Genomic DNA, 17,831 nt, shown 5'->3' on the forward strand with positions numbered 1-17,831 from the left:
TACTGCACTGGGCAGAGATGATTAAAGAGCGCCGTAGATTACAGAACTAATTGCAGCAAGACCACAGATTGCTGTGAAAATTTGCACAGGTGCTGAAGTTTTGTACTTAGCCATCGCAGGAACTTTTTGCATTGCGAAGATTGGCATCAAGAATAGGATTGCCGCAATCATCGGTGCACCCATTGTTTCAATCATACCTAGGATGCTTGGATTAACGATAGCAACGATCCAAGTTGTGATTACAATGAAGATTAGAGACATCTTCTCGATCTTGCTTACTGGTGATTTTGAACGAGATTTCACTAGACCAACTAGACCTTCGTGCGCACCTAAGAAGTGGCCAAAGTAGCTAGAGGTGATCGCTGCGAAAGCAACCAATGGACCCATGTAAGAGATCAGTGGAGATTCATGCACGTTTGCTAGGTAAGAAAGAACAGAGATGTTTTGCTCTTGCGCCGTTGCTAGTTGCTCTGGAGACAGAGAAAGTACAACAGAGAAAACGAAGAACATAACAAAGCCCATCAGCATCATTGCTGCGCCACCAGTGATAGCGTCAGTTTTCTTAACTGCGTCATCACCATATACACGACGTTGCTCTTTAGAGAACTGAGAAATGATTGGGCTGTGGTTGAAAGAGAACACAATAACAGGGATTGCTAGCCATACGATAGCTGGCATTGCACCCCAGTCAGGCGACACTTCCATCATTGAAGTGTTCCAACCAGGAATCAGGTATACAGACAGAGCTAGTAGGATGAACACGAGAGGGTAAACCATTGCTGAAGTTGCTTTCAGCATAAGCTCTTTACCGAATACTACGCCTGCTGTCATTGCAGCAATAAGTGCACCAGAAAGTAGCCAGCGAGGAATAGATTCCATGCCCATTTGGTTAACTAGGAAAGAGTCAACTGTGTTTGTGATACCAACACCGTAGATAAGTACGATTGGGTAGATAGCGAAGAAGTAAGCGAACGTAATAAGGTTTGCGCCAGTCTTACCAAAGTGCTCTTCTACTGTGTCGGTGATGTCCGCTTCAGGGTTTTTCGCAGAAAGAACGAAACGAGCTAAAGATTTGTGTGCGAACCAAGTCATTGGTGCTGCAATTAGGGCTAGGATTACTAATGGCCAAAAGCCACCTGCACCTGCTTTAATAGGAAGAAACAGTACACCTGCACCTACTGCCGTACCAAAAAGGGACAGACACCAGGTAAAGTCTTTGTAAGAAAACTTACTAGACGATTGTGCGGTAGAAACCGCAGAAGTAGTTGTATTCATTTTTTAGTTACTCATTTTGGGAACAGGAAATAAGTCGGGAGTAATTTTGCAAGATTTTACACTAGGAAAATTAGATCTAAATCATTTATTGCTTACGCTTATTGAATGATATGTCAAAAACCTGCTTTTTATCACGAAAATGATGTGCTACTCGTGATTTCTGCTAATGAGTAAAATTAGAAAAACTTATCAATAGGGCTGTTTGTATAAATTTATTTCACCGCAAGCGTTTGCGGTGAAAATGGAAAATTAATCTAATGTGAATGAATGTTTATGAAGCAACGTTTTATTAATATTGATGCGCATAATGATCGCGCCTATAAAAGCACCGATATCAACAACTGTTTAATGTGAAATAATATGTTTTTGCATTGATTCGATAATTTGTGCCGTCATGCCCCAGATGAAATGCTGTCTATATGGGATAGCAAATACACGATGACTGCTTCTTTTTAGGTCAAATTTGGTGCTATACAATTTTTTGGGGTTCAGAATATGGTTGGCAGGAACCTCAAAAACTGACTCTACTTCATTTGGGTCAATATGCGTTTTATATTCCGGAGAAACAAAAGCCAAAAAAGGTGTCACATTAAATTGACTAATCGTTGGTAGTGTAGGCAGTTGACCAAACACATGAATATGCTCATCTTCTATCCCAACTTCTTCTTTGGTTTCCCTTAAAGCTGTATTCACGAGCTGAATATCTTCCTGCTCATATTTGCCACCGGGAAAGCTGATTTGTCCCGGATGATGGCGTAAGTGGGCTGCACGCTTAGTCAGAATGACTTGTAACCCGTCATCGCGTTCCACAAAACCGATTAAGACTGCCGCATCTCTCAGGGACTTTTCTTTCATCCATTTCAGTCGTGCAAGGGACTCTTTGTGGTAGCCCGTTGGAAGCCGAAATTGAAAGTTCTGTAGTAAATGAGTTTTGTCGATAACCAAACTGAGTCCTTATTTATCGTGCCTAACCATTATTTATTATACTCAAAGACGGCAAAGCGTATGGCGTTATCGTTACTGGTTGCCAAATAAAGCATTCACATTAAAACACTCGCCAGCACTTTCCCTCTTTGTGTTGTGTGTCTCACTCTGCTTGAACATATTAATTTGAAACTTATAAGGTTATACACCATTCTTTATTTTAGGACGTCACTATAGGGCAAGTATTGGCCAATGAAAGGGATTATTTTCACCGAGTTCATGGAGTTAGTAGAAGAGAAATTCGGTCTTGATGTGTTAGACCAAGTTCTCGATCTTTCTAACGATGAAGGTGTTTACACCGCTGTTGGTAGTTACGATCACAAAGACTTAGTTAAGTTGATCGTGAATCTCAGTAAAGTATCTGGTGTTCCGCCCGAGCAACTACAAGAGGTGTTTGGAGAGTGCGTCTTTTTGAATTTACTTCGCTCCATTCCTAGTCACGCCAGTTTGCAACAGTGTGAAACGACGTTTCAATTTGTTCGCCATGTTGAAGACTTTATTCATGTCGAAGTTAAGAAGCTTTATCCTGATGCTAACCCTCCGCAATTTGATTTCATTAGTGAAAACCAATCCCAATTGGTATTTGACTACCACAGCGCAAGATGTATGTCTCACGTATGCTTAGGATTGATAAAAGGTTGTGCTGCACATTTTGGTGAGGTAGTTCATATCAAACATCAAAACCAGTCAGAAGATGGCAGCAAAGTACGTTTTTGGTTAGAGGCTCAATAAGAACAATATGACGGGAAGTTCCTCATTAGAAAGGAAACTCAAACGAGAAGTTGCATCAAGAAAAGCAGCTGAGCAGCTGTTGGAACAGAAAAGCTTAGAGTTATATGAATCCAACCAGCAACTCAGTGTTGCATTGAAAAAGCTGGAGCTGAAATCTAAAAAGGATCTGCGTAAGTTTGAGTTTGAAGAGCAAATTGATGCCACGTTGATTAAGTTCGGTCGTACTTTTTTATCGAGCACGTTCGATGAAGCAATGATAGCGAGCTTTATTGAGCAGCTCACTTCTAACTCGATCATTTCTGCGGCTTACTTGTTTCTTGACGCTACAAAGCTGAGCTCATTGCGTCGTCATCACTTTGGTCACTTACAGCTTCGTCATAACAACGAGATTTTAACTTCTCCTAATTGGCAGGGAGAGAATTTGCATTTGCCAGTTATCATTGATGGGGAAACGGTTGGGGAGTTGATTTTCTCTGTGTTGCAAGATCAAATCGATCAGTCTTTTATTTCCAAACAGATGGAGCTCGTGTCTGACTTAGTTCATGGTGTTATTGGTCGACACTTAAGTTTAGAGCGAGAGGTCGAGCTGAGAAAGCGGGCTGAGGAATCAGAAAAAGCGACGAAGGAGTTTGTCGCCATGATTAACCATGAGCTGCGAACTCCTCTCAATGGCGTATTGGGTAGTGCGGAGTTATTGAGTCGAACCCAATTAGAAGAAGAGCAGCGTCAATACTTGAGCAATTTGACTCAATCAGGGGACTTACTGAGAGTTATCATTAATGATCTTCTTGATTTCAGTAAGATGAATGCCGGTATGATGGAAATCATACATAAAGTTTTTGCCTGGGAGGAGCTTGAAAAAGCCATCATGGGTGTATTTGCAGCTAAGGCTGCGGAAAAACGCATCCATTTCTCTATCGACAAAAAGCTGGGGATCCCTGAATTTTTAGTCGGTGACTTAGAGCGCATTACACAAATTTTGGTTAACTTGGTGGGAAACGCGATTAAGTTTACTCACTTGGGTGGTGTCGTGTTACGGGTGGAATGGCTTAACGGCACGGCTTATTTTGAGGTTGAAGACACTGGTATTGGCATCCCAATAAAAGCACAGCCGTCACTCTTTGATCCATTTGTCCAAGTTGATCGCTCGGCGAAACGCAGCTTTGAAGGCTCAGGTTTAGGTCTCGCGATTTGTAAAAACCTCGTGGATTTGATGCAAGGTCAAATTAGCTTTGAGAGTGAAGAGCGCAAAGGGACAACTTTTAAAGTTGCTATTCCTCTTGAGGAAGGGCAAGCACAAGGCACAGCAGAGGGGGAATTGGTCACCATAGAGCGAAGCGATTTAGCAGGACGCTCAATATTAGTGGTTGATGACATCAGAATGAATCAAGTCATTGTTACTCAAATGCTGAAAAAACTCGACATTACACCTGATTTAAAAGCCAACGGAAAAGAAGCATTAGAAGCGGTGAAAAGTAAAGACTACGAACTGATATTCATGGACTGCCGAATGCCTGAAATGGATGGTTATGAGGCGACGATGTATCTGAGAGAGCGTGGCTTTACTCATCCTATTATTGCATTAACCGCTGGCACTACCATCGAAGAGCGTCAAAAGTGCATTGATTCAGGCATGGACGACATCCTCACTAAGCCGTACACCGCAACCGATATCGAACAGATTATGTGTAAGTGGCTTGAGCAGTAGACGCTGTCTCTTAAAAAGTATGTTTGTTGGCCAACGGCTAAAAGCTAAAGTACATGCAAATAAAACACACAAAAAAACGCACCACACTGGATAATGCCGATCATTTAACGATGTTTTTTGGGTCATTCTAGCGAGCCTTGGCGAGACTGAGAATCTAGTAGCAGCACGATGAGCGGGTAATGAAACAAATTTGACCACAAAGTGCTTGAATAGAAGAACCTGTATCACGCTCCTTCGTCGCTGTGCAGGGTGATGAGATACAGAAATATGCCACTCGCTGTTAAATGAGCGGCATTACCGTTCTGGAGGCGTTTTAGATTGTTTTCGTCAATAGCATTAAAGCGACGTTGTCCACGGTTGAAATCTACGATTGCAGCGCTGGCAAAATCTTTGAAAGTTTATCCAACGTTTCTTGATACTCAGAGGCGCAATCGCTATCTGCCACGACGCCGCCGCCAGCCCAAGCGTAAAGTTTGTTTTTTTCCGCTACAAGAGTTCGGATAGTAATGCTGGTGTCCATACGACCATGGCGTGAAATATAGCCAATACTGCCGCAATACGCGCTGCGTCGATGCGGCTCCAGTTCTTCAATGATCTGCATTGCGCGAACTTTAGGTGCTCCCGTGATTGAACCACCTGGAAAACACGCTCGCAGCAAATCCGCAGGAGCGTATTGTTCATCCAAATTTGCACGAATGGTGCTCACCAAATGATGCACGGCAGGGAAGCTTTCAATATCGAACAACTTTGGCACGTGAACGCTACCCGGTGATGCAACCCGACCAATATCATTACGCAGCAAATCGACAATCATCAGGTTTTCTGCCTGATCTTTTTCCGCTGTCTGCAAGTCATGGGCATTAGCGTTATCTTTCTTTGGATCTTCGCTGCGTGGTCGAGTACCTTTGATTGGTTTCGTTTCAATGACGCGATCTTTGAGCTCTAAAAAGCGCTCTGGAGAGATACTCAAAATCGAAGACTCAGGCATACGGATAAACGCTGAGAATGGCGTTTGGTTGGCGGACTCCAATTTCAGATACGCTTGCCACTCGCTGCCTTGATACGGTGCGTTAAAGCGCTGCGCCAAATTGATCTGATAACAGTCACCGCTCAACAAGTATTCTTGCACCTTGTCAAAGCGAGTGGCGTAGCTCTCTTTCGTCATGTTTGACTGCCAAGCACCAGACAAAGCGAAGTCAACGGTTTGTTCTGCTTTTTGCTCGTTTAACCACTGCCAAGCTTGCTCGATATTCTGACCAACTAAGCATGCTTTTTTAAGCTTGTGGTCAACAACGACGGCCCATTCATACAGACCTACCGCCATATCCGGCGTGTTGAGATCTTTTTCTGCCACTTCTGGCATCGTTTCTACGCGGCGACCTAAATCGTAACTGAAGTAACCGAGCGCACCACCAACAAAAGGCAAATCCAACTCCTTATTTAACTCAACGTGAGGAAGCCACTGTTCTTGCAACTGATGAAGCAGCGTGAATGAGTCATCTTGAGTTGAATAGGCATTCGATGGCGTTTCAACTTGTGTGTTGTCGGCAGTGGTTTCTAACGTTGCAATTGGGTTGGCGACCAACACATCGAAGCGGCTATCGATATGCGTTTTTGATGCAGAACGCAGCAACATCGCCCAAGGTAGGTGTTGAATGCGAGAAAAAAGGTGAAGAGCAAACTCTGGTGCGTATTCCAGCGCTTTAAAATCAATGAATTGATTGTCCATGTTGTTCATTTGTGTAATTTGTGACAAAGAGATCGTTCACTGCATGGCATGTCATGGGCAGCAAGAGTATCATATTCCTCTGTATAGCCAAACTCCCTCTATTCATAGGGTTTTGAGATGGTTTACAAGTAGGCAACTTCAGCATTTCGTGTGTCGATATCAGCCGTTCGACAATTGTTTATAAAAAACGAAGCTCAAAAGAGCAATAAGCTCAACAAACACGATTGAAGCCAAGCCAATAATGGAAGCATAACTATAACGAGGCATGTAATGACGGTAATACGCAAGCAGGATGTGATCAGCAGTGTCGCTGATGCGCTACAGTATATTTCTTACTACCACCCGCTAGACTTTGTTCAAGCTCTTGAAAAAGCCTATCACCGCGAAGAGAGCCAAGCCGCTAAAGACGCGATTGCTCAGATCTTAATTAACTCCCGAATGTCCGCAGAAGGTCACCGTCCAATTTGTCAGGATACTGGTATTGTGACGTGTTTCGTCAACATCGGTATGGGCGTGCAATGGGATTCGACCGACATGACGGTTCAGCAGATGGTAGATGAAGGTGTTCGACAAGCGTACACGAACCCTGATAACCCGTTGCGTGCGTCAGTACTTATGGACCCTGCTGGTAAACGTATTAATACCAAAGACAACACGCCTGCCGTCGTACATATCAACATGGTACCGGGCGATAAAGTTGAAATTCAGATCGCTGCGAAGGGCGGCGGTAGCGAAAACAAAACTAAGATGGTGATGCTAAACCCATCTGACGATATTGCTGAGTGGGTAGAAAAAACGCTACCAACAATGGGGGCGGGCTGGTGTCCTCCTGGCATGCTTGGCATTGGTATCGGCGGTACGGCTGAAAAAGCAGCGGTATTGGCAAAAGAATCTCTAATGGAACACATCGATATTCAAGAGCTTATTGACCGTGGCCCACAAAACGCAGAAGAAGAGCTTCGTTTGGATATCTTCAATCGCGTGAACAAACTTGGTATCGGTGCGCAAGGCCTTGGCGGTTTGACGACTGTTGTCGACGTTAAAATCAAAACTGCGCCAACGCACGCGGCTTCTAAGCCTGTTTGTTTGATCCCGAACTGTGCGGCGACTCGTCACGTGCACTTCACGCTTGATGGTAGCGGCCCAGCAGAGCTAACACCACCTAAACTAGAAGATTGGCCAGACATCACTTGGGAAGCGGGCGAAAATACGCGTCGCGTAAACTTAGATACAATTACTAAAGAAGAAGTACAAGAGTGGAAGACAGGCGAAACGGTTCTTCTATCAGGTAAAATTCTGACTGGTCGTGATGCTGCGCATAAACGTATTCAAGGCATGCTAGATAACGGTGAAGGTCTACCTGAAGGCGTAGATCTAAACGGTAAGTTCATTTACTACGTAGGCCCTGTCGATGCAGTTGGTGATGAAGTCGTTGGTCCTGCTGGCCCAACAACATCTACGCGTATGGATAAATTCACCGACATGATGCTAGAAAAGACCGGCATCATGGGCATGATCGGTAAAGCTGAGCGTGGCCCTGCAACGGTTGAATCTATCAAGAATCACAAAGCGGTTTACCTAATGGCTGTCGGTGGCGCTGCGTACTTGGTGGCGAAAGCGATCAAGAAAGCTCGTGTTGTCGCATTTGAAGATTTAGGTATGGAAGCGATTTACGAATTTGAAGTTGAAGATATGCCAGTAACAGTGGCTGTCGACTCAAATGGTGTTAACGCGCACCAAATTGGTCCAGACACTTGGAAAGTGAAAATTCAAGAGATGGAAGCATAAGGCAAAGGGCAATCTTGCTGCGTCTCAGTAGAGAGAATGTGACAAGGTGCTGATTTACCTAGCAAACAATTGACAAAAGTGCAGCGAAACCTGCACTTTTTGTCTATATAATTAAGGATATAAACCTTTAGGCATAGCAATCAAACGTTATGCGAACAATAATTAGGAGACGGCATGCCTCGTTTTATTCAGATTCTACAAATTATTCTTGCTGTAGTGATAGGTGGCTTTGTTGGCTATGACTTGATTCTTCACGGTATCAGCATCTTTGATGAAAAGTACGTGACCATCACATGTGTGTTGTGGTTGATTTTAGAAATCGCTCTATTTGTTATCTATAAGTTAATCGAAGACGACTAGGCTTAAAGAAAGCGGGTTCCTGTTTAACATAGTAATCAGCGCATATAGAGTTACTAATGCTGTAGATTAAGTAAGCCTCTGAACCACTCAGGGGCTTTTCTTTTTTAACACAGCATTAAGCCGGATGTTTTGTTCATCTTTTATTAAGGTATATAAAGTTAAACTCATAGGATTCGGGATAGAACAGTATTCATAGCTCGAAATTCGAAGTCGCTGACAACGTTGTTTTAAAGTGGAGTAAGATAAAGAAGCGTAATGAAGAGAATAAAGAAAGAAGTTAATGACTTTATCAACAGAGGTATGGACTCTAATGTTCGAATTGCTGTCACCGGACTTTCTCGTGCCGGTAAGACGGCATTCATCACGTCATTAGTGAATCAGCTTCTTCATACTGCAACCCATGACAATTTGCCTCTTTTGAATGCGGCTAGAGATAAGCGCCTTATTGGGGCGAAGCGTGAGCCTCAATCGAATATGATGGTGCCACGCTTTGCTTACGATGAGGCGATGAGCCAAATTCATGCCACTCCACCTCAGTGGCCAGTACCGACACGTGATGTGAGTGAGATTCGCTTAGCGCTCAAGTACAAACCAAATAAAACTACGAAAAAGCTGTTGAGTAAAACCGCAATTTTAAATGTTGATATTATCGACTATCCAGGAGAGTGGTTGCTCGACCTGCCTTTATTGGACATGGACTTTGCAACGTGGTCGCAAACTCAGTTTGATGCACTTAAAGGCCAGCGTGGCGATTTAGCCAAAGCTTGGCTTTCTGAACTGGAGAAAGTGGATCTCTTTGCAGAAGTGAATGATAAACTACTTGAGAAAGTTGCACACACATACACAGAGTACCTTCATTCTTGTAAAGACTCTGGCCTTCATTGGGTTCAGCCTGGCCGCTTTGTATTACCTGGTGAGCTAGCAGGCGCGCCGGTGCTACAGTTTTTCCCGTGTCGTGTTGATTCAGAAAGCAAAGCGCCCAAGGGCAGTAACTTAGCGATGCTAGAAGCCCGTTTTCAGGAATACCAACAGAAAGTCGTGAAAGCGTTTTATAAGCATCATTTTGCGACCTTCGATCGCCAGATTGTACTGGTGGATTGTTTGCAGCCTCTCAATGCTGGTGATGAAGCGTTTTACGACATGCGCCAAGCGCTAGAACAGATCATGCATAGCTTCCGTTATGGTCGTAGTAGCTTTTTGCGTCGTTTGTTCTCACCAAAAATCGACAAAGTGTTGTTTGCTGCTACAAAAGCGGATCATATCACGCCCGATCAGCACCCAAATTTGGTGTCTCTGCTCCAACAAATGGTGCATCCAGCGTGGCAAACGGCAGCCTACGAGAATATTGAGATGAGCTGCATGAGTATCGCTTCCATCCAAGCAACCACGACGGGGTTTATTTCCTCTGGAGATAAGACCATCCCGGCGTTACAAGGAACAACATTGGGTGGTGAGCCGATGACTATGTTTCCCGGAGAGGTGCCGAAAAAGCTACCAAATGCAGCGTATTGGCAAAACAACGGGTTTGATTTTACGTCGTTTCGTCCGATGCCCTCACCGAATGATGAGCCAATGAAGCACATACGCTTAGACAAAGCATTGGATTACCTGATTGGAGATAAATTGAAATGAGTGAGTTGAAGCAAAAACAAGTTTTCTCTGAAAAGGTAATGGAAAAAGAGCAGCAATCGAATCAACCGGAGTTGACGGCGCAGCAAACATTCGGCGAAAAAGAAACATTTGTACCTGTTGAAGTTAAAGAAGCGCACCAGGAGACCGAACAGGAATTGCAACTCGAGCATGTCATTCGTCCAAAATCGGGCAGAAAATGGCTCGCGACTGGCGCATTTGCAACTTTTGCTGGTCTGGTTGGCTGGCAAGCGGTGGACTCGGTTATAACCGCAATTCAGGCTTCTGATTGGCTAGCCTTAAGCTGGACGGGGTTTATTGCTGCGATCGCTTCGCTTGGTTTAGGAGCTATGGGTAAAGAGCTTTGGAAACTGCGAAAACTACGAAATCATTTTAGTGTTCAAGAAGAAGCAGAAGCACTTGTTAATAGTGAGAGCGTTGGGAAAGGGAAAGCCTTTTGCGAAACCGTAGCAGAACAAAGTGGTGTGATGGCAGAGAATCCGGGCTTTGATCGTTGGCAGAACAGTATTAACCCTGCTCATAGTGACGCTGAAATTCTTGATATGTATGACTCGATGGTTGTGAGCCAACAAGACAAGTTGGCAACGAAAATCGTATCACAGCACGCAACCGAGTGTGCGGCCCTAGTCGCCGTGAGCCCTCTGGCTGCCGCTGATATGTTGCTGGTGGCTTGGCGAAATTTCAAAATGATCGACAACCTCTCCAAGGTATATGGGGTAGAGCTAGGTTATGCATCTCGCATCAAGTTACTAAGAGCGGTATTTGTCAATATGGCGGCGGCTGGTGCCAGTGAGCTCGCTATTGATGCCAGTATGGATTTGATGTCGATGGATCTTGCTGGCAAAGTTTCTGCTCGTGCGGGGCAGGGACTAGGTGTTGGTATTCTAACGGCACGTTTGGGCTTGAAAGCGATGACCTTATTGCGTCCACTACCCTGGTATCCTGACCGTCAGGTTAAGTTGGGCACCATACGCAAGGCAGTGGCGGCGAAAGTTGCATCAATTACGATGAAACCGTAACGAATATCAACTTTGATGGATAGGATTGCTTGACGCCATTCCAAGCATGATAGAAACTACTGTCAACTTTTCCTGACAGTTGTGAATTGGGATATTTTAAGTGCGTCTTGAAGTCTTATGTGAAGATCGACTCGGCTTGACCCGAGAACTGCTCGATATTTTAGCGTCTAAAAGCATCGACTTGCGTGGTATCGAAATCGATATTAGCGGTATTATCTATTTGAATTGCCCAGATATTGATTTTGATACGTTTAGTGAGCTGATGGCTGAAATCCGCCGTATTCCGGGGGTGAAAGACGTACGTAAAATCCAGTTTATGCCGATGGAGCGCCACAATACGGAGCTGCTCTCGTTAGTTGATAACTTGCCCGATCCGGTTTTTGCCATTGATCTTAAAGGTGCCGTAGACATGGCAAACATGTCTGCACTTTCATTGCTTGGCCTTCACAAGCAAGAAGTGATTGGTACTCAAATCGGTGCTTTGTTACCAAGTGTTCGTTTCTCTCGTTGGTCTGAAGGTGTTAATGCTCGAACGCGGGAAAACCTTGTGATTGATGGCTTGGACTATGTTCTAGAGTTGATGCCCGTTTATATCCGAGACGAAGCGCAAAACTCGACTCTAGCGAGTACTCTAATGACGATTCGCTCTAGTCAGCAAGTTGCCAGAATTGAAGAAGCACTACCGCTGCATAATCCTCTGGGTTTTGAGCACTTTGTTGGTATATCGAACCGTCATAAAGCACTAATGAACCAAGCTAAAAAGCTGTCTGTGCTTGACCAACCATTGTTGATTGAGGGCGAAACGGGGACTGGTAAAGAAATGCTTGCTAAAGCTTGCCACAGCCGTTCTAGCCGCGCGAGCAAGCCATTCCTAGTTTTGAGTTGTGCTTCGATGCCTGACGATGTAGCAGAAACCGAACTTTTTGGTCATGCGCCGGGTTCATTCAATCATGAACAAGGCCACAAAGGCATCTTTGAGCAAGCAAATGGCGGCACGGTATTTCTTGATGAAATCGGTGAAATGAGTTCGCACCTTCAAATCAAGCTGTTACGTTTTCTACAGGATGGTAATTTCCGTCGTGTCGGTGCAGAAGATGAGATGCATGTCGATGTTCGTATCATCGCTTCAACAAAACATAACCTTGCCGAGCTTTCTGAAGCAGGAATGTTCCGTGAAGATTTGTATTATCGTCTCAACGTACTTACGCTCAGCATTCCTCCGTTACGTAAGCGCTCAAACGACGTTGCACCATTGCTTGAGTTGTTTGTGGCGAAACATGCTCAACAGCTTGGGATTGATAAGCCAGAGTTTGATGATGGTCTAGTTGATGCCCTTGCAAATTATCAGTGGCCAGGAAACATGCGCCAGCTGGATAACATGGTTCTTCGAGCGCTCACGGAAATGGATGGTGATATACTAAACGCGGATCACTTCAATTTACCTCAGCCTCAGTCAGTCGGCGCTGGTAGTGCAACGCTTAACATCGACGGTTCTTTGGATGAGATCATGCGTGATTATGAATCTCAAGTTCTGGAACGTTTGTATCAGTCATTCCCATCAAGCCGCAAGCTTGCTAAGCGCTTGAATGTATCGCATACCTCAATCGCTAATAAACTGCGTGATTACGGTATACGTAAGAATTAATCGAATTGAACGAAAAGACGGAATTAATCATTTGTAATGGAAGATAACAGCTCATCTATCGCCGTTCATAAGTTGGACGGTGACTTGCTTCTTCGTACCGCTGAAATCGGTGACGCAGATATGATTGCCGAATATTTTCAAGCCAACCGAGAATACCTGAAACCGTTTGAACCGAAACGTGAAGAGGCTTTTTTCTCAGTGAACGGTTGGTTGCAAAAGCTTATCAAGCTCAATGAGCTGCATCGAATGGGATTGGGGTATTATTGCCTTTTAGTCAGAGCCTCTTCGGGTGAAATGCTAGGTACGATATCCTTTAGTAGTTTGAGTCGTTTTCCTTTTTATTCTTGTAACGTCGGATATTCTCTCGCTGAAAAAGCGCAAGGGCATGGTTATATGCGTCGTGGATTAACCATGGCTTGCGACTACATGTTTAACGTTCAGAAACTGCATCGTATTCAAGCTGGCTACATGCCTCACAATAAACGTAGTGAAGCTGTGCTAGAGCATGTAGGTTTCAACCGAGAAGGGTATGCAAAAGATTACCTTTTGATTAATGGTGAGTGGCAAGACCACGTTCTAACGTCGCTTATTAATCCGAATTGGCAGCCAGAAGGGCGATAGTATGGAACGATTGGAAAAGCAGTTAGCACTTGTAATCGAGCTCGATAAACTCAAAAGCATTTTGCGCCGAACTCGAGTTAAAAGTGCTGAAGGGCGCCTCGAAAATAGTGGTGAGCATAGTTGGCATGTCGCACTGATGGCAATATTGATGGAAGAGCATGCGAATGCACCTGTTGATATTTGCCGAGTGATGAAAATGTTATTGATACATGACGTAGTAGAGATCGACGCGGGCGATACCTTTGTTTATGATACTGCTGCGTCTCAAGAGCAAGCAGAAAAAGAAATTAGAGCTGCAGAGCGCTTGTTTGGTATGTTACCCAGCGATCAGGAGCAAGAGCTATTGGCGCTTTGGCATGAATTTGAAGCCGCGCAGACCGATGATGCTAAGTATGCAAAAGCACTCGATCGGTTAATTCCAATGCTCTTGAACTACCATAATAATGGTCAGAGTTGGAAGGAACATGGTGTCTCACGCGAACAAGCACTTACCATTAATAAACGAATTGAATTTGGCTCTGTTACCTTATGGGACAAAGCGAAAGAGTTGATTGAAGAAGCCACAGAGAAAGGTTGGCTGAAATCGTAATAAAGGAGACTGAATGTCTTATTTGCCTTTGGACGAATACCAAAGAAAATGGATTTTTACGCATCAGTCGATGCCTGTGCCAGAAGAAGATTTGGCTTTTATTAAGCCGATGAGCCAAGCCCGCTCAGCACAATTTTGGAAAGAAAATATCAGTGCTCAAAGCCCTGATATGGATAGACTTAGTTCCCAAGACTGGCCAATGAATGAGGCGAATTGGTCTGAAACTGTGGATTGGATGGCTGCGTGGGAGTCGGACGATCCTGACATGCCAGTGGAAGCTGAGGCACATATCGATTGGCAAGACGATGTAACCGTTTACTTTTGCTACGAGAAGTACAATGTCATCGAAACGAAATGGTCTATTTTTAAAAAGCACTGGAAGAACTTTCTCTTTTATGACGATGGTCCGATACTAATAGGACGTCGCCGTTCGCAAGCACTTTGGTTTGATTCAAAAGGCAATGTGAAACTCGGTGTTCGTCAATAAAGAGTTATAAAACAAAGCCACCTTTCGAGGTGGCTTTGTTTTTCTAAAGGCTGGATAATGGACTCAACACACCACCAGCCCCGCGCTCGATAACGTGAGTATAGATTTGCGTGGTTTTTACATCAGTATGCCCTAATTGTTCCTGAACAGTTCTAATGTCTGCGCCAGATTCCAATAAATGCGTGGCAAAACTGTGTCTTAGTGTGTGGCAAGTTACAGTTTTCTCAATGCTTGCGTCGCTTGCCGCGCGCTTTACAGCTCTTTGTATTGCGCTTTCATTGATATGATGCCTTCTGAGTTCACCAGTGTCTCGATCTGCGCTTAACTTTGTTGATGGAAACAAAAAGTGCCAGTTAAAATCTAGCTCCGCTTTTGGGTATTTACGTCGTAAACCTTCAGAGATATATACGCCCGCATAACCAGGCATGTGCCTATCTTTAAAGTAGTAGTTTCTTGCTAAATTAACTTGAGCTTTGAGTGGTTCATGTAGTTCTTTGGCTAATGTGACTGTACGATTTTTACCTCCTTTTCCTTGCCAAACGCGAACTGCACCATAATCATAATCGATGTCTTGAACTCTTAAGCGTAAACATTCCATAACTCGAAGCCCGGAGCCGTAAAGTAGCTGAATATGGAGTCTATACCTCGGGTCGATATGCTGAACGAATCTTCGGATCTCCTCCCTGGTTAACACAACGGGAAGTTTCTTTTCGGTCAAGGATTTCTGAAATCTCATATCAAGTGATAGTGGGGTTTTAAAATAATCACGATATAAAAATGATATTGAGTTCAGCGCCAAAGCTTGCGTTTTTACCGCAACTTTTTCTTCTACCGCTAAGTAACTCAGAAATTGAATGACATCATCTTCTGCTAGTGTTGATGGGTGGGCGAGCTGGTGAAAAGTGATAAAACGTTTTATCCAAAAAAGATAACTTTCGATAGTTTTATTCGCATAATGACGAGTAAGCATGTGCTCTTTTACACTAAGTAAAAACTGACTTTTCATGATAAATTAACCTGTTTATTTATACAGCTCCGTTAATGTATCACCACTTTTGAAATTAGCGTGCTGTGCGCCGCCTAATTGCGCGCGCCACCACACATATTCATACTGTTTTTCTATTTGTTTCATGCATATAAGTGCTACGATTGATAGCGCTTTTGATAAGAAAGAAGGCGGTAGCCTGCCAGAAAAACGGCAAATCGCCGTATAGAAAGCGTTATGCGTAATTGATGGAGTACCGAGAATTAGATGGAAGTAGTAGAAGCGGAGAAATCGGATTTAGATTCATTCTTTGTGTATCTAGAAAATCAGCTGTCTGAAAATGGCAATGGAGAAGTTCCTCTTTTCCAGCCAATGTCCAGAGAGCAAAGTGAAATTCCTGAAACAACAAAAGATAAGTTTATCCAAGGCTTTTCTCATCAGTTTGGCGACTTAGGTTGGAGAAAACTTTGGGTTGTAAAAGACACCTCTGGAAATATCAAAGGTCATGTTGATCTTCGCCCCCACAGTGATGGAAGCCGTTCTCACAGGGTTCTATTAGGTATGGGCGTAGATGTTTCTTGCCGGAAGCAAGGTCTTGGTCAAAGACTCATTGATGCTGTTATAAATTTCTGCCAAGAAAAAGCTGAAATTGACTGGCTTGATCTTTGTGTATTATCAGAGAATTTCCCAGCAAAGAACCTCTACCTAAAGGCAGGGTTCAATGTTGTTGGAGAGTTCAAAGATCAATATAGAATCGACGGTTTGTCAGTCTCGGAAACAGCAATGACAAAGTACGTCAAAAATTACGCATAACAAACTGTTCAAGAGTGATTCGCAACGCGTGGCATTTTCACTATGCGTTGCGTTTGGTGTTTAAGGTGGTATGCGGGAGCTTCGGTATTGCGTTGCTCACACCTTAACAGGGCGTTAGCTGCTTAGAGGAAAAATGATGCTCCAAGATAAAGCTACATCAAGTTCCAATTACATAAGATTTATCGACAGAGTAATCGAAAATCGAACTGTTTGGGGACTTCAGCATCCTGATGGTGGCTGGGCAGTTTGTAATTCGAATCAGTATCCAGACGCATCAGTTTATGTTTTTTGGTCAGATAGAGCATACGCAAGTCGGGTCGCAATTGGTGATTGGGAGTTGTATGTCCCAACTCCAATTAACCTAGATTCATTCGTTGATAATTGGCTAAAAGGTATTCATAGCGATGGACATCTTGTGGGTCTCAATTGGGATGCAAACCTCTGTGGTACTGAAGTTGTCGCAATTGATGTGGCAAAAATGTTGGTACGCAGCTAACAAACTGTTTAAGAGGGATTCACAACGCGTGGCATTTTTACTGTGCGTTGGTTTAAGTGATTAAGATGGTATGCAGCAGCTTTGGTATTGCGTTGCTCACCCCTTAACAGGGCGTTAGCTGCCATATTGTTTAACTTAATTACGCTTGGAAATGGAAGTTTTATGAAAACACTCTTATTACTTGTTGCGTTATTTCTATCGGGATGTACAACTGCTCTTTGGGCTCCTGAATATAAGCAAGAGATGATAGATGGCTTCTACGTAAAAAGTGATTCCGGAGAGCTATTTGTTACCGCCTCTAGTTTCAGCTTATCTTTTCAAAATCAATAAAAATTTTGGAGATGCTCTTACTTTATCCAGAGAAGTAGATTTCTCCCCATCGTTTAACGAATTTGAACTAAGGAAAGACAATACAATTGTTGGCACTGTATCGCTAACACTGCTAGGCGGTGAGCCGACCGCAGAATTAGAAAATCAACTTTTGTCGCTAGGCTTCAAAAAGGATGCTTTGCTAAGAGAATTTAGACTTACGGAAAAAGTAAAAGGAAAGCGATTCACGGTAGAGGGTGATTTCCCGCTAGTAAAGCTAAAAAAGAGTCGGCGTATAAATATTGCACAACCATCTACCTTTTCTGAAGCGGCAGGAAAAATAGTTGCGACACCAGCTGCAATCATCATCGATTCTGCAGTCGTTGCGCCTGCTGTATTTGTAGGAGCTACGGTAATGGCGGCAGGTGGCAGCTAACAAACTGTTCAAGAGGGATTCGCAACGCGTGGCATTTTCACTATGCGTTGGTTTTAGTGTTTAAGGTGGTATGCAGCGGCTTTGGTATTGCGTTGCTCACCCCTTAACAGGGCGTTAGCTGTTTGAGGAAAAATGAGAAAATTCGATAAGCCGCTATTCTGGCTGTATATAAAAACAAGAGACTCATTGTTGTCATCTTTTAAGG

Annotated in this window: 17 protein-coding genes; 13 read left to right on the forward strand and 4 right to left on the reverse strand. The window is 43.7% G+C overall.

Going from position 1 to position 17,831, the window contains the following annotated elements:
* Window positions 1–21: 21 nt before the first annotated feature.
* A complete protein-coding gene (locus R7E00_RS16315) occupies window positions 22–1,275 on the reverse strand; it encodes an aromatic amino acid transport family protein (RefSeq protein WP_005388284.1) in 1,254 nt (417 codons plus the stop codon).
* Window positions 1,276–1,620: 345 nt separating this feature from the next.
* Window positions 1,621–2,220 (reverse strand): CoA pyrophosphatase, encoded by a 600-nt coding sequence (locus R7E00_RS16320; protein WP_005376901.1) that lies wholly within the window; start codon window positions 2,218–2,220, stop codon window positions 1,621–1,623.
* Window positions 2,221–2,451: 231 nt separating this feature from the next.
* Here R7E00_RS16320 and R7E00_RS16325 point away from each other — a divergent pair, with 231 nt between their 5' ends.
* Window positions 2,452–2,991, forward strand: coding sequence for a heme NO-binding domain-containing protein (locus tag R7E00_RS16325; RefSeq protein WP_005388282.1), 540 nt, complete (start codon window positions 2,452–2,454; stop codon window positions 2,989–2,991).
* Between the two features lie 7 nt (window positions 2,992–2,998).
* Window positions 2,999–4,699: an ATP-binding protein gene (locus R7E00_RS16330; RefSeq protein ID WP_005388280.1), complete on the forward strand. Its 1,701-nt coding sequence runs from the start codon at window positions 2,999–3,001 to the stop codon at window positions 4,697–4,699.
* A gap of 364 nt (window positions 4,700–5,063) precedes the next feature.
* On the opposite strand, the gene pabB is transcribed toward R7E00_RS16330, so the two are convergent.
* Entirely contained in the window at window positions 5,064–6,428 is a 1,365-nt protein-coding gene (pabB, locus tag R7E00_RS16335) for an aminodeoxychorismate synthase component I (RefSeq protein WP_213961917.1), read from the reverse strand.
* Between the two features lie 270 nt (window positions 6,429–6,698).
* Between pabB and R7E00_RS16340 the strand changes: the two genes are divergently transcribed.
* The 8 genes from R7E00_RS16340 to R7E00_RS16375 all read left to right on the forward strand — a co-directional run bounded on the left by R7E00_RS16340 (window position 6,699) and on the right by R7E00_RS16375 (window position 14,587).
* Window positions 6,699–8,216: a fumarate hydratase gene (locus tag R7E00_RS16340; RefSeq protein ID WP_005376905.1), complete on the forward strand. Its 1,518-nt coding sequence runs from the start codon at window positions 6,699–6,701 to the stop codon at window positions 8,214–8,216.
* 174 nt (window positions 8,217–8,390) lie between these two features.
* On the forward strand, window positions 8,391–8,576 hold the full coding sequence (locus R7E00_RS16345) for a hypothetical protein (RefSeq protein WP_005376906.1): 186 nt from the start codon (window positions 8,391–8,393) through the stop codon (window positions 8,574–8,576).
* 255 nt (window positions 8,577–8,831) lie between these two features.
* Window positions 8,832–10,208, forward strand: coding sequence for a YcjX family protein (locus tag R7E00_RS16350; RefSeq protein ID WP_262606226.1), 1,377 nt, complete (start codon window positions 8,832–8,834; stop codon window positions 10,206–10,208).
* On the forward strand, window positions 10,205–11,245 hold the full coding sequence (locus R7E00_RS16355; protein WP_005388274.1) for a YcjF family protein: 1,041 nt from the start codon (window positions 10,205–10,207) through the stop codon (window positions 11,243–11,245). The genes R7E00_RS16350 and R7E00_RS16355 overlap by 4 nt, the downstream gene beginning before the upstream one ends.
* 100 nt (window positions 11,246–11,345) lie before the next feature.
* Window positions 11,346–12,890 carry a transcriptional regulator TyrR gene (tyrR, locus tag R7E00_RS16360; protein ID WP_262606227.1) on the forward strand — a complete coding sequence of 515 codons (1,545 nt, stop codon included), beginning with the start codon at window positions 11,346–11,348 and terminating at the stop codon, window positions 12,888–12,890.
* A 36-nt stretch (window positions 12,891–12,926) separates the two neighbouring features.
* Entirely contained in the window at window positions 12,927–13,511 is a 585-nt protein-coding gene (gene rimJ, locus R7E00_RS16365; RefSeq protein ID WP_005376916.1) for a ribosomal protein S5-alanine N-acetyltransferase, read from the forward strand.
* 1 nt (window position 13,512) lies between these two features.
* Window positions 13,513–14,100, forward strand: coding sequence for an HD domain-containing protein (locus R7E00_RS16370; protein WP_005376917.1), 588 nt, complete (start codon window positions 13,513–13,515; stop codon window positions 14,098–14,100).
* Window positions 14,101–14,113: 13 nt separating this feature from the next.
* Window positions 14,114–14,587: a DUF2947 domain-containing protein gene (locus R7E00_RS16375; RefSeq protein ID WP_017820440.1), complete on the forward strand. Its 474-nt coding sequence runs from the start codon at window positions 14,114–14,116 to the stop codon at window positions 14,585–14,587.
* Between the two features lie 43 nt (window positions 14,588–14,630).
* On the opposite strand, the gene R7E00_RS16380 is transcribed toward R7E00_RS16375, so the two are convergent.
* Window positions 14,631–15,593, reverse strand: coding sequence for an integron integrase (locus R7E00_RS16380; RefSeq protein ID WP_017636093.1), 963 nt, complete (start codon window positions 15,591–15,593; stop codon window positions 14,631–14,633).
* 246 nt (window positions 15,594–15,839) lie between these two features.
* Between R7E00_RS16380 and R7E00_RS16385 the strand changes: the two genes are divergently transcribed.
* The 3 genes from R7E00_RS16385 (at window position 15,840) to R7E00_RS16395 (ending at window position 17,626) form a co-directional block, all read left to right on the forward strand.
* Window positions 15,840–16,385 (forward strand): GNAT family N-acetyltransferase, encoded by a 546-nt coding sequence (locus R7E00_RS16385; protein ID WP_238951991.1) that lies wholly within the window; start codon window positions 15,840–15,842, stop codon window positions 16,383–16,385.
* Between the two features lie 133 nt (window positions 16,386–16,518).
* Window positions 16,519–16,881: a DUF2750 domain-containing protein gene (locus R7E00_RS16390; RefSeq protein ID WP_029801219.1), complete on the forward strand. Its 363-nt coding sequence runs from the start codon at window positions 16,519–16,521 to the stop codon at window positions 16,879–16,881.
* Window positions 16,882–17,167: 286 nt separating this feature from the next.
* Window positions 17,168–17,626, forward strand: a complete 459-nt coding sequence (locus R7E00_RS16395; RefSeq protein ID WP_262606453.1) for a hypothetical protein — start codon at window positions 17,168–17,170, stop codon at window positions 17,624–17,626.
* Window positions 17,627–17,831 lie beyond the last annotated feature (205 nt).

It is taken from the genome of Vibrio sp. Vb1755, from assembly GCF_033338635.1.
Classification (GTDB): Bacteria; Pseudomonadota; Gammaproteobacteria; order Enterobacterales; family Vibrionaceae; genus Vibrio; species Vibrio alginolyticus.